The organism is Rhizobiaceae bacterium, from assembly GCA_023953835.1.
Taxonomy (GTDB): domain Bacteria; phylum Pseudomonadota; class Alphaproteobacteria; order Rhizobiales; family Rhizobiaceae; genus Mesorhizobium_G.
Window position 1 is genome coordinate 1,688,199 of the sequence record JAMLJB010000001.1, and the last position, 25,912, is coordinate 1,714,110.

The window sequence follows — 25,912 nt, forward strand, 5'->3', positions numbered from 1 at the left end:
GGCGTTGGACCGCGCCTTCCGCCTGATCGGACGCAGGGTGCTTGGCGCGATCCCGGTGCTGGCGATTGTCGTCGCGGGAACATTCCTGTTGCTCGAACTCGCGCCCGGTGACGCGGTCGACGCATATGTCGTATCGACCGGAGGCGACGCGGCAATGATCTCCGGACTGCGCGAGGCTTGGGGGCTGGACCAGTCTGCGGCGGCGCGCTTCGGCCTCTATCTCACCCGGCTGGCGCATGGCGATCTCGGTTGGTCGATCAGCTTCTCGCGTCCGGTTCTGGATGTCATCATGGAGAGGCTGCCGCGCACGCTGCTGTTGATGGGGTCGGCAACGGCGCTTTCCTTCGCGCTCGGGTCGCTGCTCGGCATCGTGGCAGGCGCAAGGCCGGAAAGCCTGCGCGACCGTTCGCTTTCCATCGTTTCGCTTGCGCTTTACGCCATGCCCAGCTTCTGGCTGGGGCTGGTGCTGAGCGTGGTGTTTGCCGTCAACCTCCGCTGGTTTCCATTGTCGGGCTTCGAAACGATCGCATCCGGCAGCACGGGCCTTGAGCGTGGTCTCGACATTGTCCGCCACCTTGCGTTGCCGGTGGTTTCGCTCGGCCTTGTCTATATGGCGCTCTACATGCGCGTCATGCGCGCGGCGATGGCCGAGATATGGCGCGAGGATTTCGTGCGCGCGCTGATTGCGCGCGGCTTCGGCCATGCCCGGATCGTCCGACATGTCGCCCGCAATGCGCTGCTGCCGCTGGTCACCATGCTCGGCGTGCAGGCGGCCGTGATGCTCGGCGGCTCGGTGGTCATCGAAAGTGTGTTCGCCGTTCCCGGCCTCGGGCGGCTGACGCAGGAAGCGGTCGCCCAGCGCGACACGCCGCTCCTTCTCGGCATTATACTTATCAGCGCCGTCTTCGTCATCGCGGTCAACCTGCTGGTCGACCTCCTCTACGTATGGCTCGATCCCCGCATCGGGTCGAGTGGCGAAACGCTATGAGCGGCCTGCGACGCGTCCTGTCCACTCCCGAAACCCGGGCCGGTCTGTGCCTGCTGGTTCCGATGTGTGTGCTCGCCCTGCTTGCGCCCTACCTGTTTGCACGCGATCCGATGGCGATTGTCGGCCAGCCATTGCTGAGGCCGTTTCAGGACGGCGCGCTGCCGCTCGGCACAGACCGCCTCGGGCGCGATGTGCTTGCGCAACTTGTCCACGGCGCGCGAACCTCGCTGGCGGTGGGGCTTGCCGCTGCACTCTCAGCGCTGTGCATCGGCACGGTTGTCGGCACGCTGGCGGGCTTCGTCGGGCGCCTTGCCGACGAAGCGCTGATGCGCGCCGCTGAAGCCTTCCAGACCGTCCCGGCATTCGTCCTGGCGCTCGCGTTGGTGAGCGTCATCGGTCCCTCGCTGTCGTCGATCATTCTTGCCATCGCGCTCGGCGCGTGGCCCGCGCCCGCCCGTGTCGCCCGCGCCGAGGTTCTCTCGATCCGCGAAAAGGACTATGTCGCCGCCGCGCGCGTGGTGGGCAAGCGGCCTCTCGAAATCGCCTTCGGTGAAATATTGCCCAATGCGCTGCCGCCGGTTCTGGCGCTGGCCTCGGTGATTGTCGCAAGCGCGATCCTGATCGAGGCCGCGCTGTCTTTTCTCGGGCTTGGCGACCCCAACCGCGTGACATGGGGCGGCATGATCGCAGAAGGCCGCACCGTGCTTCGCAGTGCGTCCTGGCTGTCGATCATTCCCGGTATCGCGCTGGTGCTGACGGTGCTGGGCGTCTACCTGCTTGGCGAGGGCGTCGCCAAAGCGCGCCTGACGAAGCGGAGCTTCGCGTGACGGCGCTGCTCGAGATCGACGGGCTGAGCGTCACCTATGACGGCGGGATCCGCGCGCTCGACGCGGTCTCCTTGCACGTCAGACCCGGCGAACGTGTCGGGCTGATTGGTGAAAGTGGTTCCGGCAAGAGCACGCTGGCGCTGGCCATTGCAAGGCTGCTGCCGCGAACTGCGCAAACCGCAGGCTCCATTTTCTGGAAGCAGGCCGATTTGCCACCACGAAACGGGATCGACATCGGCTACGTGTTCCAGGACCCCACCGGCAGCCTCGATCCGCTCATTCGGGTGGGCGACCAGCTCGCCGAGGTGGTGCGCGTACTTCGCGGCCTGTCGCGGCACGAATCCCGAAACGTCGCGCTCGGCCTGCTGTCGCGGGTTGCGCTTCCCGATGCCGCGTTGATGGCAGCGCGCTATCCGCACCAGCTTTCCGGCGGCCAGAAACAGCGCGTCGCGATTGCCTGCGCGCTCGCCGGTCGGCCCGGATTGCTCATCGCCGACGAAGCGACCAGCGCGCTGGACACCATCGTGCAGGCGGGGATCGTCGGGCTTCTCAACCGGCTGAACAGGGAAGAAAGACTGAGCCTGCTGTTCGTCACCCATGACCTCGCGCTCGCGAGCACGCTCGCCGACCGGCTCTATGTGCTGCGCGACGGGCGCGTCGTCGAGAGCGGTGCGTCGCGCGAGATTGTCGAGACCCCGCGCGATCCGTATGTCGCCGGTCTCGTCCGGTCGCACCTCGCCCTCGATGGTCCGTCCTTGTTGCCAGACCGAGACGGGTCACGCGCATGATCGCGCCGCTGCTCGCCGTCGAGGCATTGCACAAGAGCTTCGGCGGCGTTCGCGCAGTTGACGGGGTGTCGTTCGATATAGGCATTGGCGAGACACTCGCCCTTGCCGGGCCGTCCGGCGGCGGCAAATCGACCGTTGCGCGCCTCGTCATGCGTTTGCTGGAGCCGGATGGCGGTCGCATAGGCTTCATGGGCGAGGATTTGCTCCGTTTGAAGGGTGAGGCGTTGCGGTCCCGCCGCCGCCATATACAGATGGTGTTTCAGGATACGAATTCCGCCTTCAACCCGCGCGCGACGGTTGCTTCAGCTTTGCTCGATCCGCTGAGAGCGTTCGATATCGTTCCGGGACCGGAACGGATTGCGGAGGCTGAAACCTTGCTGGCGCGGGTCGGGCTTGCGCGCGATTTGCTCCCGCGCCCGGTTCACGAACTTTCCGGCGGACAGCGCCAGCGCGTCGCGCTTGCCCGCGCGCTTGCGAGCCGTCCGGCCTTGATCGTGCTGGATGAGGCATTGTCGGCGGTGGACGCGTCGATCCGCCTCGACCTGCTCGAACTCCTGCTCGACGTTCAGCGCGCCCAGGGTATCAGCTATCTCTTTATCGCGCACGATCTCGGCATGATCCGGGCCATCGCTCATCGCGTTGCGATCCTCGATGCGGGCCGGATCGCGGAAACTGGACCGGCGCGGGAGGTGATCTCCGCTCCTCGATCCGCAATCGGTAAGCAGCTTCTCGCAGCGGCGCCGCGCCTGCTTGGCGGGACGCCCGGCTGAGCGCAGAGTTGATTAAGTTTGCAGATCTAGGGATGCCGGATGAGCACGGCGCCGACGATAGGCCCGAGCTTGCCGTCTTCCGTGGCTCCCTGCAAAAGCGCGGCACAGCCGCCTTTGCTGTCAAACTCACTTTTCGGAAGCTCGAATTCGGTCGCCTTGCCGTGCCATACGCCCGCTGCGCGGACACCGGTCACGGCATTGAGATATATGGCCTTGCGCCCGACATTCTCGCCCCTGTCGATGTCGATGGCGCGAGGTGGCTCGAAATAGACGAGCATCAAATTCGCCTCGGCGGCAGGCTGCGTGGTTGAACCCGCTTTGATAATGATGCTGTCCTTCGTTTCGGACACGGTGAGGTTCACCACCATGCCCTCTCCCTGCTTGTCGAAAAGCGCAAGGCCGTCTTCTACCGATTTTCGGTCGCCGCCTTTGAAATCGCCCCGCCCGTTGACGATGAGCTGCGGCGTGTAGATGGACCGGTCGCCGAAGCTGCGCATATAGGCGTATTGGCGCTCGGTGTTTTCAGGCTTGGCGAGCGTGTCCTTCCAGCCGAGATAGTCCCAATAGTCGACGTGGTAGGCGAGTGCGATCACCTCACCCTTCTGGACCATTTCGTTGAAAAAGGAATCGGCTGGCGGGCACGAATTGCACCCCTGGCTGGTGAAAAGCTCAACCACGCCAAGCGGCTTTTCGTCGTTCGCGGATGCAGGCAAGGCAAGCGCCGTCCATGCAATGACGGCAAGCAGCGCAGTCCTGACGGTACGTGAAGTCTGGGTGATTTTCATGTCCTGTCGCTGCGCCGGATTTCCTCCGCTGGCTATGTGCCAGAGCCGGGCTTCAAAGCGAAGTCACGAAGGGGTGAAAATATCAAGCCCCGCTGCGCTGTTCCTCATCTGGCCGCCATAAGCCGGCCCTTCGCTATGGCTCAGGGCGTTCATCGCTCGATAAGCCCATTCAAGGGCTTATCGTTCGCTTCGCGACCCGCTCCTCACCCCGTGCTTCACGGGGAGAAGAGCGCTGTTGCAGATGGTTTCGCCAATCAGGCTGCGAGGTCGCGCAGCACATATTGCAGGATGCCGCCGTTCTTGTAGTAGTCCAGCTCATCCAGCGTATCGATGCGGCACAGGATCGGCACGTTCTTCACCGTGCCGTCGGCATAGGTAATCTTCGCCGTCATTTTCTGGCGCGGCTTGATGTTCTCGATGCCGTCGATCTCGACGATCTCGTCACCCTTGAGGTTGAGTGTCTTCCAGCTCGTGCCTTCCTCGAACACGAAGGGTATGACGCCCATGCCGACGAGGTTGGAGCGATGGATGCGCTCGAAGGACTGCGCGATCACCGCGCGGACACCGAGCAGGTTCGTGCCCTTCGCCGCCCAGTCTCGTGAGGACCCGTTGCCATATTCGACGCCGGCGAAGATGACCAGCGGCACGCCTTCCTTCTTGTATTCCATCGCGGCGTCGTAGATCGACATTTCTTCCTTCGACGGATAGTGGATGGTGTAGCCGCCTTCGCGTCCGTTTTCGCCCAGCATGTGGTTGCGGATGCGGATGTTGGCGAACGTGCCGCGCATCATCACCTCATGGTTTCCGCGCCGCGTGCCGTACTGGTTGAAATCGGCGACGCCGACGCCGTGGTCGATCAGGTACTTGCCTGCTGGCGAGGCCGCCTTGATCGAACCGGCGGGCGAGATGTGGTCGGTGGTGATCTTGTCACCGAACAGACCAAGCACACGCGCTCCCTTGATGTCTCCGACATGGCCCGCTCGTGGCTTCATGCCCGCGAAATAGGGCGGGTTCTGCACATAGGTCGAGGAATCGTCCCAGGCGTAGGTCTGGCCGGTCGGCGCATTGACCGCGCGCCAGTGCTCGTCGCCCTTGAACACATCGGAATATTTGCGCGCGAACAGGTCGCGTGTGACGTTCTTCTCGATGAATTCCTGGATTTCGGCGGAAGTCGGCCAGATTTCGCGCAGGTAGACCGGCTTGCCGTCCTTGTCCTCGCCGATGGGTTCGGTGGTGAGGTCCTTGGTCACCGTACCGGCAAGTGCGTGGGCGACGACCAGCGGCGGCGAGGCGAGATAGTTGGCCTGCACGTCGGGCGATACGCGACCCTCGAAGTTGCGGTTGCCAGACAGGACGGCCGCCGCGATGATGCCCTTGTCATTGATCGTCTTTGAGATCGGTTCCGGCAGCGGGCCGGAATTGCCGATGCAGGTCGTGCAGCCGAAGCCGACAAGGTTGAAGCCGATCTGGTCCAGCTCCTTCTGGAGGCCGGATTTTTCCAGATATTCGGCAACCACCTGCGATCCCGGTGCGAGGGAGGTTTTCACCCACGGCTTCTGTTTCAGGCCGCGCCTGTTGGCGTTGCGCGCGAGCAGTCCCGCGCCGATCAGCACGGAGGGATTGGATGTGTTGGTGCAGGAGGTTATCGCGGCGATCGCCACGTCGCCGTGGCCGATCTCAAAATCCTCACCCTCGACCGCGTAGCGCTTATGGACGTCGACGGTCTTCTTGTACTCCGCTTCGAGCGCCTTGGCGAAGCCATCGGCAATGCCTTCCAGCGGCACGCGGCCTTCGGGACGCTTGGGACCCGCCATCGATGGGACGACCTCGCCGAGATCGAGTTCGAGCGTGTCGGTGAACACCGGATCAGCGCTGTCGGCTTCACGCCACATGCCCTGCGCCTTGCAATAGGCCTCGACCAGCGCGATGCGGTCTTCGGCGCGGCCCGACATGTTGAGATAGCGCACAGTTTCCGTGTCGACGGGGAAGAAGCCGCAGGTCGCGCCATATTCCGGCGCCATGTTGCCGATGGTGGCGCGGTCGGCCAGTGTCATGTTGGACAGGCCGGGACCGAAGAACTCGACAAACTTGCCGACGACGCCCTTCTTGCGCAGCATCTGTGTCACGGTGAGCACGAGATCGGTTGCGGTGACGCCTTCCTTGAGCTTGCCGGTGAGGCGGAAGCCGATCACCTCCGGCAAAAGCATGGAAACCGGCTGGCCGAGCATCGCCGCCTCTGCCTCGATGCCGCCCACGCCCCAGCCGAGAACGCCGAGGCCGTTGACCATGGTGGTGTGCGAATCGGTGCCGACGCAGGTGTCTGGATAGGCGACGGTCTCGCCGTCTTCGGTGTTGGTCCAGACCGTCTGCGCCAGATATTCGAGGTTCACCTGATGACAGATGCCGGTTCCCGGCGGCACGACGCGGAAATTGCGGAACGCCTGCTGGCCCCATTTCAGGAATTTGTAGCGCTCTTCGTTGCGCGCATATTCAAGCTCGACATTGCGGGCAAACGCCATCGGCGTGCCGAACTCGTCCACGATCACTGAATGGTCGATGACGAGATCGACCGGCACCAGCGGATTGATCTTTTCGGGATCGCCTCCCAGCGCCTTGATGCCGTCGCGCATCGCGGCGAGGTCCACCACGGCGGGCACGCCGGTGAAGTCCTGCATCAGCACGCGCGCCGGACGATAAGCGATCTCCACGCCCGCGCTGCCCTTGTCCACCAGCCAGTCGGCGACGGCCTTGATGGACTCCTTCGTGACGGAACGACCGTCCTCGTTGCGCAGCAGGTTCTCCAGCAGCACCTTCATGGAATAGGGAAGCTGCGAAACCCCTGTGAGGCCGTTCTTCTCGGCCTCGATGAGGTTGAAATAGGCATATTCGGCACCGCCAGCCGAGAGCGTGCGCTTGCAATTGAAACTGTCGAGAGATTTCGCCACGTGCAATACATCCTTAGTCTGTTCAGCCTGAAAGGGAACGGACTCCGATGGCATGCAATCACGCGCAAAGGTGCGGGTACGGCCATTTCCGCTGTCCGCTCCCAAGCAACCCGAGCCGTTAAAGGCGGCGCGTGCGTTGGTTCGGCGCAATTTCGTTTGCCTTCCCCGACCGCTGGGGTTGGTATCCCGGATATAGAGAAATTCCCGGAATAGTTCTAGACAGTGTTTTGCTAATTTTGCTGCATCGCACCGTGATTTCGGTGAGACTTTCGGCGAAGGAGAGGGAATGCTGCTTGAGGCCGAGAATCTGGCCGTCGAACGGGGTGGGGAAATCGTGTTCGACGGCGTTTCCTTCGCGCTGCGCGACGGCGGAAGCGTGGTGGTCACCGGCGCGAACGGCGTGGGCAAATCGACATTGCTGCGCGCGGTCGCCGGGCTGCTGCCGCTGGCGGCGGGCGCGATCAGGTTTGAAGGCGATGCGGAATTTTCCGAGCCGGGGCTGGCGTGCCACTATCTCGGACATCAGAACGCGATGAAACCGGCGCTCACCGTTTCGGAGAATCTCGGCTTCTGGCGCGAATTCAACGGCAATCCACATCTTGAGATCACGGAATCGCTGGAGATGGTAGGGCTGGGCGAAATCGGGCACCTGCCTTTCGGCTACCTGTCCACGGGGCAGCGCCGGCGCGCGGCGATTGCGAAGCTCCTGGTGTCCTACAGGCCGGTCTGGATTCTTGACGAGCCGACCTCCGGTCTGGACAAGGCGTCGGAGATGCAGTTCGCCGCACTGATGCGCGCGCATCTCGATGATGGCGGTATGCTGCTGGCGGCAACGCATCATCCCCTCGGAGTTGAGGATGCGACGGAATTGAGGATGGGGCGATGATGCTGGTGACAGGAAAACACCCCTCATCCGGCTGCCGCCACCTTCTCCCACAAGGGGAGAAGGCGAATGTCCGCGGCGCTTCGTTTGTCCTGCGCGGTTCGCGATTTGAGGTGGCGATGGTGAAATCTCCCTTCTCCCCTTGTGGGAGAAGGTGGCGGCAGCCGGATGAGGGGTTTGCTATCTCTGCCATTTCGCACGATGCGGAAGCTCGCCCATCATGCTAGCGCTTTTCCTGCGCGATGTTCGGCTTGGGGTGCGTGCCGGCGGGGGCGCACTGACCGGCGTGCTGTTCTTTCTCGCGGTTGTCGCGATCATGCCCTTTGCCGTCGGCCCGGACCTCAACCTGTTGTCGCGAATCGGTCCAGCGATCCTGTGGATCGGCGCGCTGCTGGCAAGCCTGCTCGGGCTGGACAGGCTTTTCCAGGCGGACCGCGAGGATGGGTCGCTCGACCTCCTCATTCTGGGCACGGACCGAATTTCGCTGGTGCTTGCGGTACTGACGAAATGCTTCGCGCATTGGGTGACGGGTGTGCTGCCTTTGGTGATCGCGGCGCCGCTGCTCGGATTGCTGATGAACATGCCCGCCATCGGCATCGGCGCGACGGCGCTCACGCTGCTGGTCGGCACGCCCGCGATCACTTTTGTCGGCGCGGCGGGCGCAGCGGTGGCGGTCGCGCTGCCGCGCGGCGGCGTTCTGATTTCCGTGCTCGTCCTGCCGCTCGTTGTTCCTGTGCTGATTTTCGGGGTATCGGCAAGCTATGGCGCGGTTGCCGAACCCGACCCTTTTCTACCGCCCTTCCTGATGCTGGCGGCGCTCACGCTCTTCCTTGCCGTGGTCGGGCCGGTGGCGGCGGCGGTCGCGCTCAGGTGGGCAAGCGATTGAGCGCGTCAGAAAGGTCAATTGCGCGCCGCAATTGCTGCGTTTAATGAGCGAACATGTCTGAAACGGTGGCCTCGGCTCGTAAAATATCCGATCTCGCCAATCCGACGCGCTTCATCGCGCTGACGGACAGGCTGGTGCCGTGGCTGGCGGTGCTCTCGGGTGTCCTGCTTGCCGCCGGTCTTTATCTCAGTTTCGCCGCGCCGGAGGACTATCAGCAGGGAACCACCGTGCGCATCATGTATATCCACGTGCCTTTCGCGTGGCTGTCCATGATGTGCTACACACTCATGTCTGTCTCCGCGCTGGGCACGCTGGTGTGGCGGCATCCGCTGGCCGATGTCGCGCTCAAGTCGGCGGCGCCGATCGGCGCGACCTTCACGGCGCTGGCGCTGATCACCGGCTCGATCTGGGGAAAGCCCATGTGGGGCACATGGTGGGTGTGGGACGCGCGGCTGACCTCGGTGTTCGTGCTGTTCATCATCTATCTCGGGATTATCGCACTGACGCGGGCGATGGACGATCCGTCGCGCGCGGCGCGGGCCGCCGCCATCATGACGCTGGTCGGCTTCATCAACATCCCGATCATCAAGTTCTCGGTGGACTGGTGGAACACGCTTCACCAGCCGGCAAGCGTCATCCGGCTTGGCGGGTCGACCATTCACCCAAGCCTGCTCTGGCCGCTTCTGGTGATGGCGCTCGGTTTCACCGTGCTGTTTTTTACTCTTCACATGATGGCGATGCGGACCGAAATCTGGCGGCGGCGCGTGCGTTCCATGCGCCAGCTTGCCGCGCGGCGCGCGGATGGTGGCCGATGAGCGCGCATGACCTCTATGTCGCGGCCGCCTATGGGGTGACGGTCGCGGTGCTGGCGGGACTGGCAGGAATCATCCTCGCCGACCAGCGCGCACGCAAGCGCGAGCTTGCCGAACTGGAGAGGAAAGGTCACAGACGGCGCTCCGACAAGGAGGCGTCCGCGTGACCGGCAGTCAGGGCGCGTCGGCGAAGCCCCGCATGGTGCTCGTCATCCTGCCGCTGCTCGTGTTTCTCGCGTTGGCGGCGATTTTCTTTCGGCAGTTGATGTCGGGCGAGGATGTCTCGGTCGTGCCTTCGGCGTTAATTGGCCAGAAGGCGCCGCCGACCAACCTGCCGGCTCTGGAAGGCGTGGGCGTGCCCGGCCTGGACACCGCCAGATTCGGCGGAAAGGTCACACTGGTCAACGTCTTTGCGTCATGGTGCGCGCCGTGCCGCGAGGAACATCCCGTGTTGCTCCAGCTTTCCGGGAACAAACGCTTCGACCTGGCCGGGCTGAACTACAAGGACCAGCCGGACAATGCGCGGCGTTTCCTTGGCGAACTTGGCAATCCGTTCAGTGCAATCGGCGTCGATGAAAAAGGCCGTGCGGCCATAGATTGGGGCGTGTACGGCGTGCCGGAAACATTTGTCATCGGCAAGGACGGCGCGATTCTCTTCAAGCATGTCGGACCGCTCACGGCGGACTCCGTGCGTCAAACGCTCATGCCTGAAATCGAAAAAGCGCTTGCGGGGCAGCCGGGCTGAAAACCCCGCACCGGCTCAGGCGGTTCGTTCACCGCCCCAGCCGGTTTGGGAAGGGTCTCGATCCGTTCGGAGAGACCCGGCTTGCGAATTTCGTGCCCCGCTTTCGGCCCGGACTTAGCGCCCGTACACTTCCTGATAGGCGGCGCGGAGCATCTCGTCGCGATTGCCGTTGAAGTCGGCGAGGTCGCGGTCGGTCAGGCTGCGGATCTCATTGACCATGCGCTGATAGCGAGCGCGCTTGATGAAGGTTTTTCGAATGCCGTTGAACATTGCTCGGGTTCCTTTCGGGTTACCTGGTTTCCTCCCCTTTGGAACACCGTGAATATAGGCGTTCTATTGTGCGATGCAAAATACCTTATTGCAATGCAGCATTGCGATGTCGGCATGGCTTGATGTGCCCGCTGTTGCACCGGATTTGTGCATCTGCCGGAAACGAAAACGGCCAGCCCATATCGGACTGGCCGTTCTTTCCCTAGACTTTGACCTTTGTGTCAGCGTCCGTAAACGCGCGCGTAAATCTCTGCCAGGCTGTCTACATACCGGCTTTCGAGCGCGTTGAATTCCTTGTTCTTGGCCGCAGCCTTACGCTCCGCGGCAAAATGGGCGATCATACGATTGAACATTTTCGCTTTGGCCGGCCACCGCCGGCCCCTTTCTTGTTATGCCGGTTAAATAAAATCTGGCCGTCGCTTCAGCTAGGGTGTTTCCGGCATTCGAGATATGCAGCCTGTGCAATGCTTGGGCATTTGCTGCCTAAATATTGACCAGTGGCTACTTTCCCGCCTTCTGTTCCAGCGAGTGCCGCATGATGAGCGGCATCTGTGAGAACACGAAGATGAAGGTCAGCGCGGTGAAGCCGAACAATTTGAAGCCTGCCCAATATTCATCCGCCAGGTCGGGCGGGTAGATGGCGGCGAGACCTCGCCAGACGACCTCATTGAGGACGGCGCAGCCGACGAAAAACAGGCCCCAGCGCAATGTGAGCTTCTTCCAGCCTTCATCGTCGAGCTGGAACGCCTGGTCGAACACGTAGCCGAGCAGGGGACGCCCGAACGCCAGCCCGCCGAGCAGGATGGCGGCAAACAGTGAATAGACGATGGTCGGCTTCATCTTGATGAAAGTGTCGTTCTGCAGCCAGATGGAAAGCCCGCCGAAGACAAGCACCACGACGCCCGACACCAGCGGCATCATGGGAAGGGATCGGGTCATCGCCCAGGACAGGGCGAGCGAGATGGCGGTTGCGGCCATGAAAAGCGCGGTCGCGATGAACAGCGGCTTTCCGAATGTGCCGAGCGCCGGAAACATCGATGCGAGCCAATGCCCCTTGAAGGTCGCGAGGAAGAAGATCAGCAACGGCCCCATTTCAAGCGCGAACTTCAGGCCGGGACTGATTTTCTTCTGCCGATCGTCCGAAGGACCGGTTTCGAGGATTGGGTTGCTCATGGCTTCCTGTCCTGCATCTGTCAGCCGACGCCTGCAATCGCCTTGGCAAAATCCCCTGCCGAGAACGGTTCCAGATCGTCCACCTGTTCGCCCACCCCTATGAAATAGACGGGCAGCTTGTGCTTCGCCGCAATGGCGACAAGAATACCGCCGCGCGCCGTTCCGTCGAGCTTTGTCATCACCAGCCCGTTCACACCTGCGACATTGCGAAAGATTTCCACCTGGTTGAGCGCGTTCTGCCCGGTGGTCGCGTCGACGGTCTGGAGCACTGTGTGTGGAGCCTCGGGGTCGAGCTTGCCGAGCACGCGCACGATCTTTTCCAACTCCGCCATCAGTTCGGCCTTGTTCTGGAGGCGGCCCGCAGTGTCGATGATGAGCACATCGGAACCGGCCTCCTTTGCCTGCGCAAAGGCGTCATAGGCTAGTCCCGCCGCGTCGGCACCGAGGCGGGACGACACGACCGGCGAGCCGGTCCGCTCGCCCCAGATTTTCAACTGCTCGATCGCGGCGGCACGGAACGTGTCACCGGCGGCGAGCATCACGGAAAGCCCGCCCGCGCTGAGCTTCGCAGCGAGCTTGCCGATTGTCGTGGTCTTTCCGGTCCCGTTGACACCGACGACCAGAACGACATGCGGCTTGTGCGACAGGTCCAGTTCGAGCGCCTGTGCGACGGGCGTCAACACCTTCTCCACCTCGCTCGCCATGACGGCGCGCACCTCGGCGTCGCTCACCTCGCGGCCATATCGCCCGGATGCGAGCGTGTCGGTCACGCGCATCGCGGTCTCAAGACCGAGATCGGCGCGCAGCAGCACGTCTTCCAGTTCCTGAAGCGTGTCCTCATCGAGTTTGCGCCGGGTGAAAACACCAGCAATATTGCTCGAAAGCTCGCGAGAGGAGCGGGCAAGTCCCTGCCTCAGCCTCTGGTACCATGAGATGCGCGCGACCGGCGCTGGCGCAGCCGGTTCCGCTTTCGCCTCGACCTTCTTCGCAACCGTGACCTTGCCTGCGGCAGGCGGCTCGACCGGCGGCACGGCGACGGGCGGCCCGACAACGGGTGGCCCAACAACGGGTGGCACATTCGGTTCGGGAACGGGTGGAGGAGCAACCGGCTCCTCTACGATCTCCACCGGAAGGGGAGGCTCCGGCTCGGCTTTTGCGGGTTTCGGGTCGCGCCTGGGTGTCGCCTTCGGCGGAGCTTTCTGCCTCTCCTCAACATCAGGGATCGGCGCGGCCTCGATCTCGGGTTCGGGTCGCGTCGGCGGCAGCGGTTCGGCCGGCACTTCGTCCGGCAGGTCGGGCTCGACCGGGGGCGGGGCAACCGGCTCTTCGACAATGGGCGCCGCAGGCTCCGACACGAGTTCGGGCGCTGGCTCCTCCGGCTCAATCGGCGGCGTTTCTACCGGCTGCGGTTCCGGCGGTGCCGGAGCCTCGTCGGTCTGCTTGAGGTCCTTGAGCGCTTCCCAATTGATCGGGGCGAGCGGCTCGTCCTCGACCGGCGTTTCGACGACCTCCTTCTTGCCGAAGGAGAATATGCGCTTGAGCAATCCGGCCATCAGGCTGCCCTGGCACTGCTGATCGCGCCGACCGGTTCTGCAACCAGCCGCTCGGCATCATGGCTGGTGATTCTCGCCGGAACGATCTCGCCCGGCGCGCCGGAACCGATTGCGGTCAGGGCGAAGCCTGCCGTCCGCCCGATGCCGTCGCGTTCGATCAGGATCGATTGCTCGGTGCCCACAAGGCTGCGCAGATGGCGCAGATAGGCTGCGTCTCCGGCTGCGCGCAGTCGCGCCGCGCGTTCCCTGATCGTCGCGCGATCCAACTGTGGCATGCGTGCGGCGGGCGTTCCCTTGCGCGGGGAGAACGGAAAGACATGCAGGTGCGTGAGGCCGCATTCTTCTACGATTCGCAGCGAATTTTCGAACATTGCCTCGGTCTCGGTCGGAAAGCCCGCGATGATGTCCGCACCGAAAACGATGTCTGGCCGCAGCTTTCGCACATCCTCGCAGAAGCGGATCGAGTCGTCGCGCAGGTGCCGTCGCTTCATCCGCTTGAGAATCATGTCGTCGCCTGCCTGCAGGGACAGGTGCAAATGCGGCATCAGCCGCGCCTCGCTGGCGAGCGCTTCCATCAGCAGGTCATCTGCTTCGATGGAATCGATGGACGACAGCCGCAGGCGGGCAAGGTCCGGCACCTGCCGCAGGATGGTCGTGACCAGCTTTCCAAGGCGCGGCGCGCCGGGCAGATCCGCGCCGTAGCTGGTGAGATCGACGCCGGACAGAACCACCTCGGCATAGCCGTTGTCCGTCAGCCGCTTGATCTGCTCGATCACCGCGCCCATCGGGACGGACCGTGAATTACCCCTGCCGTAAGGGATGATGCAGAAGGTACAGCGATGGTCGCAGCCGTTCTGGACCTGAACGAAGGCCCGCGCGCGGCCCTCGATGGCGTCCACCATATGCGAGGCCGTTTCGGTCACCGACATGATGTCGTTGACACGAACCTTCTCGGTGTCGTTGACGCCGAAATCCGGCAGGGCGCGATAGGAATTTGCCTTGAGCTTTTCCTCGTTGCCAAGCACAAGATCGACCTCGGCCATCTCGGCAAAGCTACCCGGCTCGGTCTGCGCGGCGCATCCTGTGACGATGATGCGGGCGCTGGGATTGTTGCGGCGCGCCTTGCGGATCGACTGCCGCGCCTGGCGCACGGCCTCGGCCGTGACGGCGCAGGTGTTGAATATGATCGCACCGTCACGCAGCGTGCCCAGACCGGCAGACTCCGCCTCACGCCGCATGACTTCCGACTCATAGGTGTTGAGCCGGCAGCCGAAGGTGACGATCTCGACCGCCATCAGGCCGCGCTTTCCTTGTCCCGGGTCCATGCCCCGGTAGCGGGATCGAACGTACCGGAAAACTCCCATTCGGCAGGTCCGGTCATGACCACGTGATCGTCACTGCGCCATTCGATGTGCAGCAGGCCGCCGGGCACGGTGATGTCCACATTGCGCCCGGTGCGCCCGGTGCGGGCCGCCGAAACGGCGGCGGCGCAGGCGGCGGAGCCGCAGGCGCGCGTCAGGCCCGCGCCGCGCTCCCAGGTCCGCATCGCCAGGCTTTCCGGGCTGGTGACCTCGGCGATGGTGATGTTGGCGCGTTCGGGGAAGATCGGATGATGTTCGAGCATCGGGCCGAAGCGATCCAGCTCATAGGACCAGACTTCCTTGTCCACCCAGAAAATCGCGTGCGGATTTCCCATCGAGACCACTGATGGGGAATGCAGCACGGGGGCGTCGATCGGCCCGATCTGCAACTCGATCATGCGTGTGTCGCGAAACTCCTCCGACAGGGGGATGTCCTGCCAGCCGAAGCGCGGCTTGCCCATATCGACCGAAATCAGCCCGTTTCCATGTTCCTCAGCGGTCAGGATTCCGGCGATTGTCTCGAAGGTGAATTCGCGCCTGCCCGTTTCCGCCGACAGCGCCTGCACCACGCAGCGCATGCCGTTGCCGCAGGCCTGCGCCATCGATCCATCGGAGTTGATGATTTCGATATAGTTGGCGGTGCCCGGCGTGCGCGCGTCGTGGATCGCCATGATCTGGTCGAATCGTGTCGCCGGATCGGCGTTGAGCGCCACGGCGGCCTCGGGGGCTACGCGGTCCACGCGGCCGCGCATGTCAGCAACGATGATTTCGTTGCCGAGCCCATTCATCTTGGCGAATTGCGCAACCTTGGCCATCGCGCGCGAGAATCCCATCTGTTTGCGGGCTATATGGCGGAATTGGCGCGCAATTACCAGTGTCGGGCAAAGCGGGGGCAACCCATGGTTTCGATCCCCGATTCCGGCGCTGTGAGTGGCGAGGCATATTTGCAACAGTTTTGCCCTGAAAATGCTTTCTTAACCATGGACGGTTGAAATCATGGAGCTTTCTTCGTTTTGGAACGTCGTGCGGAACAGAGCGGCGGTTGGAGGTTTTGGAATGACGTTCTCTAAATCGACAGTGATAGCGTTCATCGTGTGTTCGACCTCGCTGGCGGGGTGCCAGAGTTCCCGGATGGGCTCGATGGGCGGCCAGCCCGAGCCTCTGCCTGCGGCTCCTTCCGGAACCGTAACCAGCGGTCAGTTGCCGCCTCCCGCTGCCCCCGGTGCTTTCCCCGAAGCGCCGCAGAACCCGCAGGTCGCCGCAGCGACTGCCGGACCGGCGACGCCGCCCGCCAATGCTCCCGACATCACGAAGAACAGCATGCTCGGTTCATGGAACACCAGCGTGGGCGGATCGAGCTGCCAGGTGTTCCTGTCGCTTACCAAGTTCGGCAATGCGTCGCGCGGCGGTTCGCGCGGCTGCTCCGGCGACATGCAGCGGATGCGGAGCTGGGATGTGCAGGGCAAGCAGGTCGTCATGTATGACGAAACCGGGAACCAGCTCGCCACACTCTATTCGAGCGGCACCAACCGCTTCGACGGTCAGACGACCGGGGGGCAATCGGTAACGCTGAGCCGTTAGCGGCCGGCAAAGGGCGCGGGGCCCATGCATCTACGCGATGGGCTGGAGCCTCACCAGACCGTTCTTCAACGGTATCGCCATCTCGTGGAGAACGGGACGGTCAAGCGCGATCCGGAGCAGGAGCGTGTCGCACGTGCGCTGGACAGGCTGATCGATGCAATCATCGCGCGGCGGCTGGCGACCAAGTCGAGCGCGCTCGGCTGGTTGTTTGCGCGCAAGCGCGAAACAAAGGAACGCGTCAAGGGCCTGTATATCTTTGGCGGCGTCGGGCGCGGCAAGAGCATGTTGATGGACATGTTCTTTGAGCTGTTGCCGGTGCGGCGCAAGCGGCGCGTGCATTTCAACGATTTCATGGCGGATGTGCACGACCGCATCGCCAGGCACAGGCTGGCGCGCAAGGAGGGCACGGTCAAGGAGGACGACCCGATCCCGCCCGTCGCCAGGGCGCTGGCGGAACAGGCATGGGTGCTGTGCTTCGATGAATTCTCGGTCACTGACATAGCGGATGCGATGATATTGTCGCGGCTGTTTTCGGCCCTGTTTTCGGAAGGCGTGGTGCTGGTCGCAACCTCGAATGTCGCGCCGGAGAACCTGTATCGCGACGGCCTTAACAGGGGCCTTTTCCTGCCGTTCATCGACACGCTGTCACGCAATGCGGAGATCGTGCCGCTGGACGGGCCGACCGACTACAGGATGGAAAAGCTCAACCGCATGTCGGTCTATCTGACGCCGCTTGGCCCGGAAACGGACAGCCAGATGGACGACATATGGGCGGCAATGACGGAAGGCGCACCGGAATCGGCGGAGAGCCTGACGATCAAGGGGCGGACGGTCAATGTGCCGCGCGCGGCGGGTACATGCGCGCGATTCAATTTCGAGGACCTTTGTGAAAAGCCGCTGGCGGCGCGGGAATATCTGGCGATCATCGCTCGCTACGATACGGTTTTCGTGGATCGCGTGCCGATCCTCGATCCGACGCGCCGCAATGCCACCAAGCGTTTCATCCTGCTCGTGGACACGCTCTACGACCGCAAGGTGCGCGCGGTGATGAGTGCGGAAGCCGCGCCGGAAAAGCTCTATGCAGGGCGACCCGGCACAACGGAGGCATTCGAGTTCGACCGCACCCTCTCGCGGCTGATTGAAATGCAAAGCAGGGAATGGCTGGACGCCTTCGACCAACGCAAAACCGGGCATGCGGCATCCGATCCGGTGACGGTTTCACGCGAGCAATTGTGAGCCAGAGTTAATTTTTGCCTTCATAAAGTGCAAAATTTTGACGTTTACGTAAATCCAAAGCAATCTAAACGATTGAAAATATTGGAGGCAAAATAATCGTTTGAATTTTTTTGCCGGTGAGTCTATGGCATTCGCCGAATTTCGAACGCGGCATCGACCGCATGTTGGCTAACCCGCAGCGGCTGCTGGCCGCGACGCCAGGAACAGATCAAAGGAAATTCTCCCCACATGGCACGTAAGAAGATAGCGCTCATCGGCTCGGGCATGATCGGCGGCACGCTCGCACATCTCATCGGGCTCAAGGAACTCGGCGATGTGATCCTGTTCGATATTGCGGAGGGCCTGCCGCAGGGCAAGGGTCTCGACATTGCGCAATCCTCGGCCGTCGACGGGTTCGATGCAGCCTATCAGGGCGTCAACGACTATGCCGGGATCGAAGGCGCCGATGTGTGCATCGTGACCGCGGGCGTGCCGCGCAAGCCGGGCATGAGCCGTGACGACCTGCTCGGCATCAACCTCAAGGTCATGGAGCAGGTTGGCGCGGGCATCCGGAAATATGCACCGAAGGCCTTCGTGATCTGCATCACCAATCCGCTCGACGCGATGGTCTGGGCGCTCCAGAAATTCTCCGGCCTGCCGAAAACCCATGTGGTCGGCATGGCCGGCGTGCTGGACTCTGCGCGCTTCCGCTATTTCCTGTCGCAGGAGTTCAATGTGTCGATCGAGGACGTGGGGGCGATGACGCTCGGCGGCCACGGCGACGACATGGTGCCCATGGTCCGCTACTCGACCGTCGGTGGCATTCCGCTGCCGGATCTGGTGAAGATGGGCTGGACGTCGCAGGAAAAGCTCGACGCCATCGTCGAGCGCACCCGTAAGGGCGGCGGCGAGATCGTCGGCCTGCTCAAGACGGGCTCCGCCTATTACGCGCCTGCCGCTTCCGCCGTCGCGATGGCGGAAAGCTATCTCAAGGACAAGAAGCGCGTGCTTCCCTGCGCGGCCTATCTCGGCGGCCAGTATGGCGTGAAGGACATGTATGTCGGCGTGCCGGTGGTGATCGGCGCGGGCGGCGTCGAGCGCGTCATCGAACTCGATTTCAACAAGGACGAAAAGTCCATGTTCGAGAAATCGGTCGGAGCGGTGAAGTCACTTTGCGAAGCCTGCGAAGGCATCGCTCCGCAACTCAAGTAAGCCGAAGCCCAGCGAGCAATTCGGGAGCCAGCGAATGAACATCCACGAATATCAGGCAAAGCAGCTTCTCAAGGGCTTCGGACTTCCCGTCGCGGAAGGCGTTCCGGTCCTCAAGGCAAGTGAAGGTGAGGCCGCGGCGAAAGCGTTGCCCGGGCCGCTTTTCGTGGTCAAGAGCCAGATCCATGCGGGCGGTCGCGGCAAGGGCAAGTTCAAGGAACTCGGTCCCGATGCCAAAGGCGGCGTGCGGCTCGCCAAGACGATCGAAGAGGTGGTTGAGAACGTCAAGGAGATGTTCGGCAACACGCTCGTGACCAAGCAGACCGGACCGGCAGGCAAGCAGGTCAACCGCCTCTATATCGAGGACGGCGCGGACATCGATCGCGAACTCTATCTGTCGCTGCTGGTTGATCGTTCGGTCGGGCGCGTTGCGTTCGTCGTATCGACCGAAGGCGGCATGGACATCGAGACGGTCGCGCACGACACGCCGGAGAAGATCGTCACGGTGGATATCGACCCGGAGAAGGGTGTCACCGAAGCCGATGTGAAGAAGCTCAACGAGGCGCTCAAGCTGACCGGCGATGCGGCCAGGGACGGCGGCTTGGTGTTCCCGGCGCTTTACAAGGCGTTTTTCGACACCGATATGAGCCTGCTCGAGGTAAACCCGCTGATTGTCATGAAGAGCGGACGCCTCCGGCTTCTGGACGCCAAAGTGTCGTTCGACAACAACGCATTGTTCCGTCATCCCGATGTCGTCGCGCTGCGCGATACGAGCGAGGAAGACGCGAAGGAAATCGAGGCGTCGAAATACGATCTCGCCTATGTGGCGCTCGATGGAAACATCGGCTGCATGGTGAACGGAGCGGGCCTTGCCATGGCGACCATGGACATCATCAAGCTCTACGGCGCGGAACCGGCCAACTTTCTCGATGTCGGCGGCGGCGCGTCAAAGGAAAAGGTCACCGCTGCGTTCAAGATCATCACGGCCGATCCGGCGGTGAAGGGCATACTTGTCAATATTTTCGGCGGCATCATGAAATGCGACATCATCGCCGAAGGCGTGGTCGCGGCAGTGAAGGAAGTGGGCCTCAAGGTGCCGCTCGTGGTGCGTCTCGAAGGAACCAACGTCGATCTCGGAAAGAAGATCCTCCGCGAATCCGGCCTCAACGTCACCCCTGCGGATGATCTGGACGATGCGGCTAAGAAGATCGTCGCCGCGGTCAAGGGCTGAGCGCGGCGTGCGTTTCAAGGACAGCAAATGGCGCGAAGTTGAACTGCGCGCCGAACAAAAATCAAGAAACTGACGGGGGTCCCGTTCGACATGTCAATTCTCGTCGACAAGAACACCAAGGTTATCGTGCAGGGACTGACCGGCAAAACCGGCACGTTCCATACCGAACAGGCGCTCGCCTATCACGGCACCAAAATGGTCGCCGGCGTGCATCCGAGCAAAGGCGGGGAAACCTGGACCGGCGCCAAGGGTGAATCGCTGCCGATCTATGCGAGTGTGGCTGAAGCCAAGGACGCCACCGGCGCGAACGCCTCGGTGATTTATGTTCCCCCGGCAGGCGCGGGCGCGGCCATTATAGAGGCAATCGATGCGGAAGTGCCGTTCATCGTCTGCATCACGGAGGGCATTCCGGTGCTCGACATGGTGAAGGTAAAAGCGCGGCTCGATCGTTCAAAGTCGCGGCTGCTCGGGCCGAACTGCCCCGGCATCCTGACGCCGAATGAATGCAAGATCGGCATCATGCCCGGCAACATCTTCCGCAAGGGTTCGGTGGGTGTTGTTTCGCGTTCTGGAACACTTACCTATGAAGCGGTGTTTCAGACCACGAATGCCGGCCTTGGCCAGACGACGGCTGTCGGCATCGGTGGTGATCCCGTCAAGGGCACGGAGTTCATCGATGTGCTGGAGATGTTCCTTGCCGACGATTCAACAGAGTCAATCATCATGATCGGTGAAATCGGCGGTTCGGCCGAAGAAGATGCCGCGCAGTTCCTGCGCGACGAAGCAAAGCGCGGGCGCAGGAAGCCGATGGCCGGCTTCATCGCGGGTCGCACCGCTCCTCCCGGACGCACGATGGGTCACGCTGGCGCGGTGATCTCCGGCGGCAAGGGCGGCGCGGAAGACAAGATCGCAGCGATGGAGGCGGCGGGCATTCGTGTTTCGCCGTCGCCGGCACGCCTCGGCACCACGCTCGTCGAGGCAATCAAAGGGTGAGGAACCGTCCGTTCGCGGACAGAATTCGGCCGCAAGCGGCCTTTGGAAATAGCGCCCGCAGCTTTGCCGCGGGCGCAGGATCAAGGAGACGAAGCAAGCGCTTCGTTAGGGAAGATGGCACGCAACGATCAGGCCAACGACCGGCTTTCCGTCACTTCATTCCTGTATGGCGGAAATGCCGACTATATCGAGGCATTGCAGGCTGCATATGAAGACGATCCGGCATCCGTGGACCCGGAATGGCAGGAATTCTTCGGTGCGCTGAAAGACAATCCGGCCGATGTGAAGAAGAGCGCGGAGGGCGCGTCCTGGGCAAAGCCCGGCTGGCCACTCCTGGCCAATGGTGAGCTTGTTTCGGCGCTCGACGGCAATTGGGGCCTTGTCGAAAAGCACATTGAAAAGAAGGTTCGCGAGAAGAGCGCGGCCAACGGCGCAGCGGTTTCCGAAGCCGATGTCATGCAGGCGACGCGCGATTCGGTGCGCGCGATCATGATGATCCGCGCCTTCCGCATGCGCGGGCATCTCCACGCCAAGCTCGATCCGCTCGGCATCGCACAACCCATCGAGGACTACAACGAGCTTTCGCCCAGCGCCTATGGCTTCACCGAGGCCGACTACAAGCGACGCATCTTCATCGACAACGTGTTGGGGCTGGAATACGCGACCATACCCGAAATGCTCGAAATCCTGAACCGCACCTATTGCTCGACGCTCGGTGTGGAATTCATGCACATTTCCGACCCCGAGGAAAAGGCCTGGCTTCAGGAGCGCATCGAGGGCGCGGACAAGGAAATCCGCTTCACGAAGGAAGGCAAGAGGGCCATTCTCCAGAAGCTCATCGAAGCGGAAGGCTTCGAGCAGTTCATCGACGTCAAGTACAAGGGAACCAAGCGCTTCGGCCTGGATGGCGGGGAGTCCCTGATCCCGGCACTGGAACAGATACTCAAGCGCGGCGGAGCGCTCGGCCTCAAGGAGGTCGTGCTCGGCATGGCGCATCGTGGCCGCCTCAACGTCCTGTCTCAGGTGATGGCCAAGCCGCATCGCGCGATCTTTCACGAATTCAAGGGCGGTTCCTATGCGCCTGATGAGGTGGAAGGCTCCGGCGACGTGAAATACCATCTCGGCGCGTCCTCGGACCGCGAGTTCGACGGCAACAAGGTGCATCTGTCGCTGACCGCAAACCCGTCGCATCTTGAAATCGTCGACCCGGTGGTGATGGGCAAGGCGCGCGCCAAGCAGGACCAGCTCGCAGGGCGCGAGCGCGGCGAAATCGTGCCGATGGAAGAGCGTTCGAAGGTGATGCCGCTCCTGCTGCACGGCGATGCCGCTTTTGCCGGCCAGGGCGTCATTTCGGAAATACTCGGGCTGTCGGGCCTGCGTGGCCATCGCGTCGCGGGCACGCTGCATTTCATCATCAACAACCAGATCGGGTTTACGACCAACCCGCGCTTCTCGCGTTCGTCGCCCTATCCGAGCGACGTCGCCAAGATGATCGAGGCGCCGATTTTCCACGTCAATGGCGACGATCCGGAAGCCGTCGTCCATGCCGCGAAGGTGGCGACCGAGTTCCGCATGAAGTTCCACAAGCCGGTGGTCGTGGACATGTTCTGCTATCGCCGGTTCGGTCATAACGAGGGTGACGAGCCGGCCTTCACGCAGCCGATCATGTACCGCACCATCCGCACCCATAAGACGACGGTGCAGATCTACGGTGAAAAGCTGATCGGCGAAGGGCTGATCACGCGCGACGAATTCGAGAAGATGAAGGCCGACTGGCGCGCGCATCTGGAAGCCGAGTGGGAAGCCGGGCAGGCGTACAAGCCGAACAAGGCCGACTGGCTGGACGGTGCGTGGTCGGGCCTGCGCTCAGCCGACCAGCAGGACGAGTTGCGGCGCGGCAAGACGGCGGTGCCGGTCAAGACGCTCAAGGAGATCGGCAAGAAGCTGACCGAAGTTCCGAAGGGCTTCGAGGTCCACAAGACCATTGGGCGCTTCCTCGACAATCGCCGCCAGGCAATCGAGACCGGCGAGGGTATCGACTGGGCAACGGCGGAATCGCTGGCGTTCGGCTCGATCCTGCTCGACGGGAACCCGATCCGCCTTTCGGGTCAGGATTCGGAGCGCGGCACATTCTCCCAGCGTCATTCCGTGCTGTACGACCAGCGCGACGAGAACCGCTATATTCCGTTGAACAACCTCTCCCCGGCGCAGGCGGGCTATGAAGTCATCAACTCGATGCTCTCGGAAGAGGCGGTCCTCGGCTTTGAATATGGCTACTCGCTGGCCGAACCGAAGGCGCTGACGCTTTGGGAAGCGCAGTTCGGCGATTTCGCCAATGGCGCGCAGGTCGTGTTCGACCAGTTCATCTCATCGGGCGAGCGCAAGTGGCTGCGCATGTCGGGCCTGGTCTGCCTTCTGCCGCACGGCTATGAAGGGCAGGGACCGGAGCACTCTTCCGCGAGGCTGGAACGCTTCCTGCAACTTTGCGCGGAAGACAACATGCAGGTGGCTTATTGTTCGACGCCGGCAAACTACTTCCACATCCTGCGCCGTCAGTTGAAGCGCGATTTCCGCAAGCCGCTGATCCTGATGACGCCGAAGTCGCTGCTGCGCCACAAGCGTGCCGTGTCGACGCTGGCCGAGCTTTCGGGCGAAAGCTCGTTCCATCGCCTGTTGTGGGACGATGCCCAGATGCTGCCAGGCCAGAAGATCAAGCTGGTCAAGGACTCGAAGATCCGCCGCGTCGTGCTTTGCACCGGCAAGGTCTATTACGATCTCTATGAAGAGCGCGAGAAGCGCGGCATCAACGATGTCTACCTGTTGCGTGTCGAGCAGCTCTATCCCTTCCCTGCCAAAGCACTGATCACGGAGCTTTCGCGATTCCGCGGTGCGCAGATGTACTGGTGCCAGGAAGAGCCGAAGAACATGGGCGCGTGGTCGTTCATAGATCCCTACCTCGAGTGGGTGCTGGCGCATATCGAGGCCAAGTACCAGCGCGTGCAATATGCGGGCCGCCCGGCGGCTGCTTCGCCCGCGACCGGGCTGATGTCGAAGCACCTCGCTCAGCTCCAGGCGTTTCTTGACGACGCGCTCGGCGAATAAACAGAACGAAATCGAAAAACGGACAGGAAACCCAATGGCAACCGAAATCCGCGTTCCGACCCTCGGCGAATCCGTCAGCGAGGCGACCGTCGGCAAGTGGTTCAAAAAGGTGGGTGAGGCGATTGCAGCCGACGAACCCTTGGTCGAGCTTGAAACGGACAAGGTCACGGTGGAGGTGCCCGCGCCTGCAGCCGGAACGCTTTCCGAGATTGCCGCGAACGAGGGTGAAACGGTTGGCCTCGGCGCATTGCTCGGTACGATAGGCGATGCGAAGGGCGGCGCGGCCAAGCCTGCCGAAGCAAAGAAATCCGACGCCGTGGCGCAGGCCGCTGGCGCTTCGGGTGCTGCGACCGTCAAGGAAGCCGAAGAAAAGACCGCGAAGATCGCCGGTGAAAGCCCGATCGAACAGAAGATGCCTCCTGCTCCTTCAGCCGCCAAGATCGCCGCCGAAGCAAATATTGCGACGGATCAGGTCCAGGGATCGGGCAAGCGCGGGCAGGTGTTGAAGGGCGACGTGCTCGACGCCATTGCGAAGGGCGCGCCCTCGCAGCCGAGCGAGGCTCCCGCTGCCGTGCGCGCGCCGTCGTCCGAGAGCGACGCCGCGCGCGAGGAGCGCGTGCGCATGCCGAAACTGCGCCAGACCATCGCGCGCCGGCTCAAGGAGGCGCAGAATGCCGCCGCCATGCTCACCACCTTCAACGAGGTGGACATGAAGGCCGTCATGGACCTGCGCTCGAAGTACAAGGATGTGTTCGAGAAGAAGCACGGCGTAAAGCTCGGCTTCATGGGGTTCTTCACCAAGGCGGTGACGCATGCTTTGAAGGAAGTTCCGGCGGTGAATGCCGAGATCGACGGCACGGACATCATCTACAAGAATTATGCGCATATCGGCGTCGCGGTCGGTACGGACAAAGGACTTGTCGTGCCGGTGGTGCGGGATGCGGACCGGATGTCAATCGCCGAGATCGAGAAGGAGATCGGTCGTCTCGGAATCGCCGCGCGTGACGGCAAGCTCTCCATCGCCGACATGCAGGGCGGCACCTTCACCATTTCCAATGGCGGTGTGTACGGCTCGCTCATGTCCACGCCGATCCTCAACGCGCCGCAGTCCGGCATTCTCGGCATGCACAAAATTCAGGAGCGCCCGGTCGTTGTCGGCGGCCAGATCGTCATTCGGCCCATGATGTATCTGGCGCTCAGCTACGATCACCGTATCGTGGACGGCAAGGAAGCTGTAACATTCCTTGTGCGCGTGAAGGAGAGCCTTGAGGATCCCGAACGCCTGGTGCTCGACCTCTAGGCGGGTTCGTCCAGCGCGCGGTATCGACACCTGAGGAGGGGAAGATGGAAACTGGCGTGCTGTCAACCGAACTCACATATCTTGCGTGGAGTGTGGTGCTGCTTGTGGTGCATATCGTCGTGCAGGCGCTTTTCCTCACCAAGGATGGCGGTCTTGCTCATACGGTGGGCGCAAGGGATGGCGATGCGCCGCTGTCGGTCGTCACCGACCGGCTTACGCGGGCGCTGCGCAATTTCCTCGAAACCTATGGCGCGTTCATCGCATTGGCGCTGGCGTTGCAGGTCACGGGCAAGACGGGCGGGATCGGTGCGATTGGAGCCGCGCTGTGGTTCTGGGCGCGCGTCGTCTACGTCCCGGCCTATGCGCTCGGCATTCCGTACCTTCGGTCGCTGGTCTGGGGCGTTGCGCTGGTCGGCCTGTTGATGATGCTCTTCCGGCTGCTGGGGTGATGGTGTGGGAGCATCTGCTGCGAAAGCCGGCATCGCCTTTGCCTTG

General features: G+C 62.5%; 24 protein-coding genes. 17 read left to right on the top strand and 7 right to left on the bottom strand.

The features are described from left to right. The first annotated feature begins 4 nt into the window (after positions 1 to 4). From M9924_07865 to M9924_07880, 4 genes are read left to right on the top strand one after another with little or no spacing between them, the layout of a single operon-like run. The gene (locus tag M9924_07865; protein ID MCO5064320.1) at positions 5 to 988 is read left to right on the top strand and encodes an ABC transporter permease; all 984 of its coding nucleotides are present in this window, start codon (positions 5 to 7) and stop codon (positions 986 to 988) included. Further along, positions 985 to 1,815 (top strand): ABC transporter permease, encoded by an 831-nt coding sequence (locus tag M9924_07870; protein ID MCO5064321.1) that lies wholly within the window; start codon positions 985 to 987, stop codon positions 1,813 to 1,815. The genes M9924_07865 and M9924_07870 overlap by 4 nt, the downstream gene beginning before the upstream one ends. Then, entirely contained in the window at positions 1,812 to 2,603 is a 792-nt protein-coding gene (locus M9924_07875; protein MCO5064322.1) for an ABC transporter ATP-binding protein, read from the top strand. The genes M9924_07870 and M9924_07875 overlap by 4 nt, the downstream gene beginning before the upstream one ends. After that, positions 2,600 to 3,373, top strand: coding sequence for an ATP-binding cassette domain-containing protein (locus tag M9924_07880; protein MCO5064323.1), 774 nt, complete (start codon positions 2,600 to 2,602; stop codon positions 3,371 to 3,373). Before M9924_07875 ends, M9924_07880 begins: the two co-directional genes overlap by 4 nt. Positions 3,374 to 3,399: 26 nt before the next feature. On the opposite strand, the gene M9924_07885 is transcribed toward M9924_07880, so the two are convergent. Continuing rightward, positions 3,400 to 4,158 carry a DUF1223 domain-containing protein gene (locus tag M9924_07885; protein ID MCO5064324.1) on the bottom strand — a complete coding sequence of 253 codons (759 nt, stop codon included), beginning with the start codon at positions 4,156 to 4,158 and terminating at the stop codon, positions 3,400 to 3,402. A 254-nt stretch (positions 4,159 to 4,412) separates the two neighbouring features. Then, positions 4,413 to 7,103, bottom strand: coding sequence for an aconitate hydratase AcnA (gene acnA / locus M9924_07890; GenBank protein MCO5064325.1), 2,691 nt, complete (start codon positions 7,101 to 7,103; stop codon positions 4,413 to 4,415). A gap of 286 nt (positions 7,104 to 7,389) precedes the next feature. On the opposite strand from acnA, the gene ccmA reads away from it, so the two are divergent. The 5 genes from ccmA to M9924_07915 all read left to right on the top strand — a co-directional run bounded on the left by ccmA (position 7,390) and on the right by M9924_07915 (position 10,429). Then, positions 7,390 to 7,989, top strand: a complete 600-nt coding sequence (ccmA, locus tag M9924_07895; GenBank protein MCO5064326.1) for a heme ABC exporter ATP-binding protein CcmA — start codon at positions 7,390 to 7,392, stop codon at positions 7,987 to 7,989. A 217-nt stretch (positions 7,990 to 8,206) separates the two neighbouring features. After that, the gene (gene ccmB, locus M9924_07900) at positions 8,207 to 8,872 is read left to right on the top strand and encodes a heme exporter protein CcmB (protein MCO5064327.1); all 666 of its coding nucleotides are present in this window, start codon (positions 8,207 to 8,209) and stop codon (positions 8,870 to 8,872) included. Positions 8,873 to 8,925: 53 nt separating this feature from the next. Beyond that, positions 8,926 to 9,687 (top strand): heme ABC transporter permease, encoded by a 762-nt coding sequence (locus M9924_07905; GenBank protein ID MCO5064328.1) that lies wholly within the window; start codon positions 8,926 to 8,928, stop codon positions 9,685 to 9,687. Further along, on the top strand, positions 9,684 to 9,851 hold the full coding sequence (gene ccmD, locus M9924_07910; GenBank protein ID MCO5064329.1) for a heme exporter protein CcmD: 168 nt from the start codon (positions 9,684 to 9,686) through the stop codon (positions 9,849 to 9,851). The genes M9924_07905 and ccmD overlap by 4 nt, the downstream gene beginning before the upstream one ends. Positions 9,852 to 9,883: 32 nt before the next feature. Next, entirely contained in the window at positions 9,884 to 10,429 is a 546-nt protein-coding gene (locus M9924_07915; protein ID MCO5064330.1) for a DsbE family thiol:disulfide interchange protein, read from the top strand. A gap of 114 nt (positions 10,430 to 10,543) precedes the next feature. Here the strand turns inward: M9924_07915 and M9924_07920 are convergent, their stop codons facing one another. The 5 genes from M9924_07920 to dapF all read right to left on the bottom strand — a co-directional run bounded on the left by M9924_07920 (position 10,544) and on the right by dapF (position 15,601). Continuing rightward, positions 10,544 to 10,699, bottom strand: a complete 156-nt coding sequence (locus M9924_07920) for a hypothetical protein (protein ID MCO5064331.1) — start codon at positions 10,697 to 10,699, stop codon at positions 10,544 to 10,546. A 501-nt stretch (positions 10,700 to 11,200) separates the two neighbouring features. After that, positions 11,201 to 11,872 (bottom strand): septation protein A, encoded by a 672-nt coding sequence (locus M9924_07925; protein MCO5064332.1) that lies wholly within the window; start codon positions 11,870 to 11,872, stop codon positions 11,201 to 11,203. Positions 11,873 to 11,892: 20 nt separating this feature from the next. Next, positions 11,893 to 13,425, bottom strand: coding sequence for a signal recognition particle-docking protein FtsY (gene ftsY, locus M9924_07930; protein ID MCO5064333.1), 1,533 nt, complete (start codon positions 13,423 to 13,425; stop codon positions 11,893 to 11,895). Further along, positions 13,425 to 14,720 (bottom strand): tRNA (N(6)-L-threonylcarbamoyladenosine(37)-C(2))-methylthiotransferase MtaB, encoded by a 1,296-nt coding sequence (gene mtaB / locus M9924_07935; protein MCO5064334.1) that lies wholly within the window; start codon positions 14,718 to 14,720, stop codon positions 13,425 to 13,427. Before mtaB ends, ftsY begins: the two co-directional genes overlap by 1 nt. After that, positions 14,720 to 15,601: a diaminopimelate epimerase gene (dapF, locus tag M9924_07940; protein ID MCO5064335.1), complete on the bottom strand. Its 882-nt coding sequence runs from the start codon at positions 15,599 to 15,601 to the stop codon at positions 14,720 to 14,722. Before dapF ends, mtaB begins: the two co-directional genes overlap by 1 nt. A gap of 241 nt (positions 15,602 to 15,842) precedes the next feature. Here dapF and M9924_07945 point away from each other — a divergent pair, with 241 nt between their 5' ends. From M9924_07945 to M9924_07980, 8 genes are all read left to right on the top strand, one after another. Then, positions 15,843 to 16,367 carry a protease inhibitor Inh/omp19 family protein gene (locus M9924_07945; GenBank protein MCO5064336.1) on the top strand — a complete coding sequence of 175 codons (525 nt, stop codon included), beginning with the start codon at positions 15,843 to 15,845 and terminating at the stop codon, positions 16,365 to 16,367. A 24-nt stretch (positions 16,368 to 16,391) separates the two neighbouring features. Next, on the top strand, positions 16,392 to 17,603 hold the full coding sequence (gene zapE, locus M9924_07950; GenBank protein MCO5064337.1) for a cell division protein ZapE: 1,212 nt from the start codon (positions 16,392 to 16,394) through the stop codon (positions 17,601 to 17,603). A gap of 228 nt (positions 17,604 to 17,831) precedes the next feature. Continuing rightward, positions 17,832 to 18,794, top strand: a complete 963-nt coding sequence (mdh, locus tag M9924_07955) for a malate dehydrogenase (GenBank protein ID MCO5064338.1) — start codon at positions 17,832 to 17,834, stop codon at positions 18,792 to 18,794. 34 nt (positions 18,795 to 18,828) lie between these two features. After that, positions 18,829 to 20,022 carry an ADP-forming succinate--CoA ligase subunit beta gene (gene sucC, locus M9924_07960; protein ID MCO5064339.1) on the top strand — a complete coding sequence of 398 codons (1,194 nt, stop codon included), beginning with the start codon at positions 18,829 to 18,831 and terminating at the stop codon, positions 20,020 to 20,022. Positions 20,023 to 20,112: 90 nt separating this feature from the next. Beyond that, the gene (gene sucD, locus M9924_07965; protein MCO5064340.1) at positions 20,113 to 21,015 is read left to right on the top strand and encodes a succinate--CoA ligase subunit alpha; all 903 of its coding nucleotides are present in this window, start codon (positions 20,113 to 20,115) and stop codon (positions 21,013 to 21,015) included. 114 nt (positions 21,016 to 21,129) lie between these two features. Further along, on the top strand, positions 21,130 to 24,117 hold the full coding sequence (locus M9924_07970; protein MCO5064341.1) for a 2-oxoglutarate dehydrogenase E1 component: 2,988 nt from the start codon (positions 21,130 to 21,132) through the stop codon (positions 24,115 to 24,117). A 34-nt stretch (positions 24,118 to 24,151) separates the two neighbouring features. After that, a complete protein-coding gene (gene odhB, locus M9924_07975) occupies positions 24,152 to 25,417 on the top strand; it encodes a 2-oxoglutarate dehydrogenase complex dihydrolipoyllysine-residue succinyltransferase (protein MCO5064342.1) in 1,266 nt (421 codons plus the stop codon). 44 nt (positions 25,418 to 25,461) lie between these two features. Continuing rightward, complete coding sequence (locus tag M9924_07980) at positions 25,462 to 25,866, top strand: MAPEG family protein (protein MCO5064343.1); 405 nt, start codon at positions 25,462 to 25,464, stop codon at positions 25,864 to 25,866. Positions 25,867 to 25,912: the final 46 nt, after the last annotated feature.

Excerpts from the sequence above, each read along its gene's own strand:
- M9924_07870 (MCO5064321.1), top strand. The coding sequence starts at position 985 with ATGAGCGGCCTGCGACGCGTCCTGTCCACTCCCGAAACCCGGGCCGGT.
- M9924_07880 (MCO5064323.1), top strand. The coding sequence starts at position 2,600 with ATGATCGCGCCGCTGCTCGCCGTCGAGGCATTGCACAAGAGCTTCGGC.
- M9924_07885 (MCO5064324.1), bottom strand. The coding sequence starts at position 4,158 with ATGAAAATCACCCAGACTTCACGTACCGTCAGGACTGCGCTGCTTGCC.
- ccmA (MCO5064326.1), top strand. The coding sequence starts at position 7,390 with ATGCTGCTTGAGGCCGAGAATCTGGCCGTCGAACGGGGTGGGGAAATC.
- ccmB (MCO5064327.1), top strand. The coding sequence starts at position 8,207 with ATGCTAGCGCTTTTCCTGCGCGATGTTCGGCTTGGGGTGCGTGCCGGC.
- M9924_07905 (MCO5064328.1), top strand. The coding sequence starts at position 8,926 with ATGTCTGAAACGGTGGCCTCGGCTCGTAAAATATCCGATCTCGCCAAT.
- ccmD (MCO5064329.1), top strand. The coding sequence starts at position 9,684 with ATGAGCGCGCATGACCTCTATGTCGCGGCCGCCTATGGGGTGACGGTC.
- M9924_07915 (MCO5064330.1), top strand. The coding sequence starts at position 9,884 with ATGGTGCTCGTCATCCTGCCGCTGCTCGTGTTTCTCGCGTTGGCGGCG.
- M9924_07920 (MCO5064331.1), bottom strand. The coding sequence starts at position 10,699 with ATGTTCAACGGCATTCGAAAAACCTTCATCAAGCGCGCTCGCTATCAG.
- M9924_07925 (MCO5064332.1), bottom strand. The coding sequence starts at position 11,872 with ATGAGCAACCCAATCCTCGAAACCGGTCCTTCGGACGATCGGCAGAAG.
- ftsY (MCO5064333.1), bottom strand. The coding sequence starts at position 13,425 with ATGGCCGGATTGCTCAAGCGCATATTCTCCTTCGGCAAGAAGGAGGTC.
- mtaB (MCO5064334.1), bottom strand. The coding sequence starts at position 14,720 with ATGGCGGTCGAGATCGTCACCTTCGGCTGCCGGCTCAACACCTATGAG.
- dapF (MCO5064335.1), bottom strand. The coding sequence starts at position 15,601 with ATGGCCAAGGTTGCGCAATTCGCCAAGATGAATGGGCTCGGCAACGAA.
- M9924_07945 (MCO5064336.1), top strand. The coding sequence starts at position 15,843 with ATGACGTTCTCTAAATCGACAGTGATAGCGTTCATCGTGTGTTCGACC.
- zapE (MCO5064337.1), top strand. The coding sequence starts at position 16,392 with ATGCATCTACGCGATGGGCTGGAGCCTCACCAGACCGTTCTTCAACGG.
- mdh (MCO5064338.1), top strand. The coding sequence starts at position 17,832 with ATGGCACGTAAGAAGATAGCGCTCATCGGCTCGGGCATGATCGGCGGC.
- sucC (MCO5064339.1), top strand. The coding sequence starts at position 18,829 with ATGAACATCCACGAATATCAGGCAAAGCAGCTTCTCAAGGGCTTCGGA.
- sucD (MCO5064340.1), top strand. The coding sequence starts at position 20,113 with ATGTCAATTCTCGTCGACAAGAACACCAAGGTTATCGTGCAGGGACTG.
- M9924_07970 (MCO5064341.1), top strand. The coding sequence starts at position 21,130 with ATGGCACGCAACGATCAGGCCAACGACCGGCTTTCCGTCACTTCATTC.
- odhB (MCO5064342.1), top strand. The coding sequence starts at position 24,152 with ATGGCAACCGAAATCCGCGTTCCGACCCTCGGCGAATCCGTCAGCGAG.
- M9924_07980 (MCO5064343.1), top strand. The coding sequence starts at position 25,462 with ATGGAAACTGGCGTGCTGTCAACCGAACTCACATATCTTGCGTGGAGT.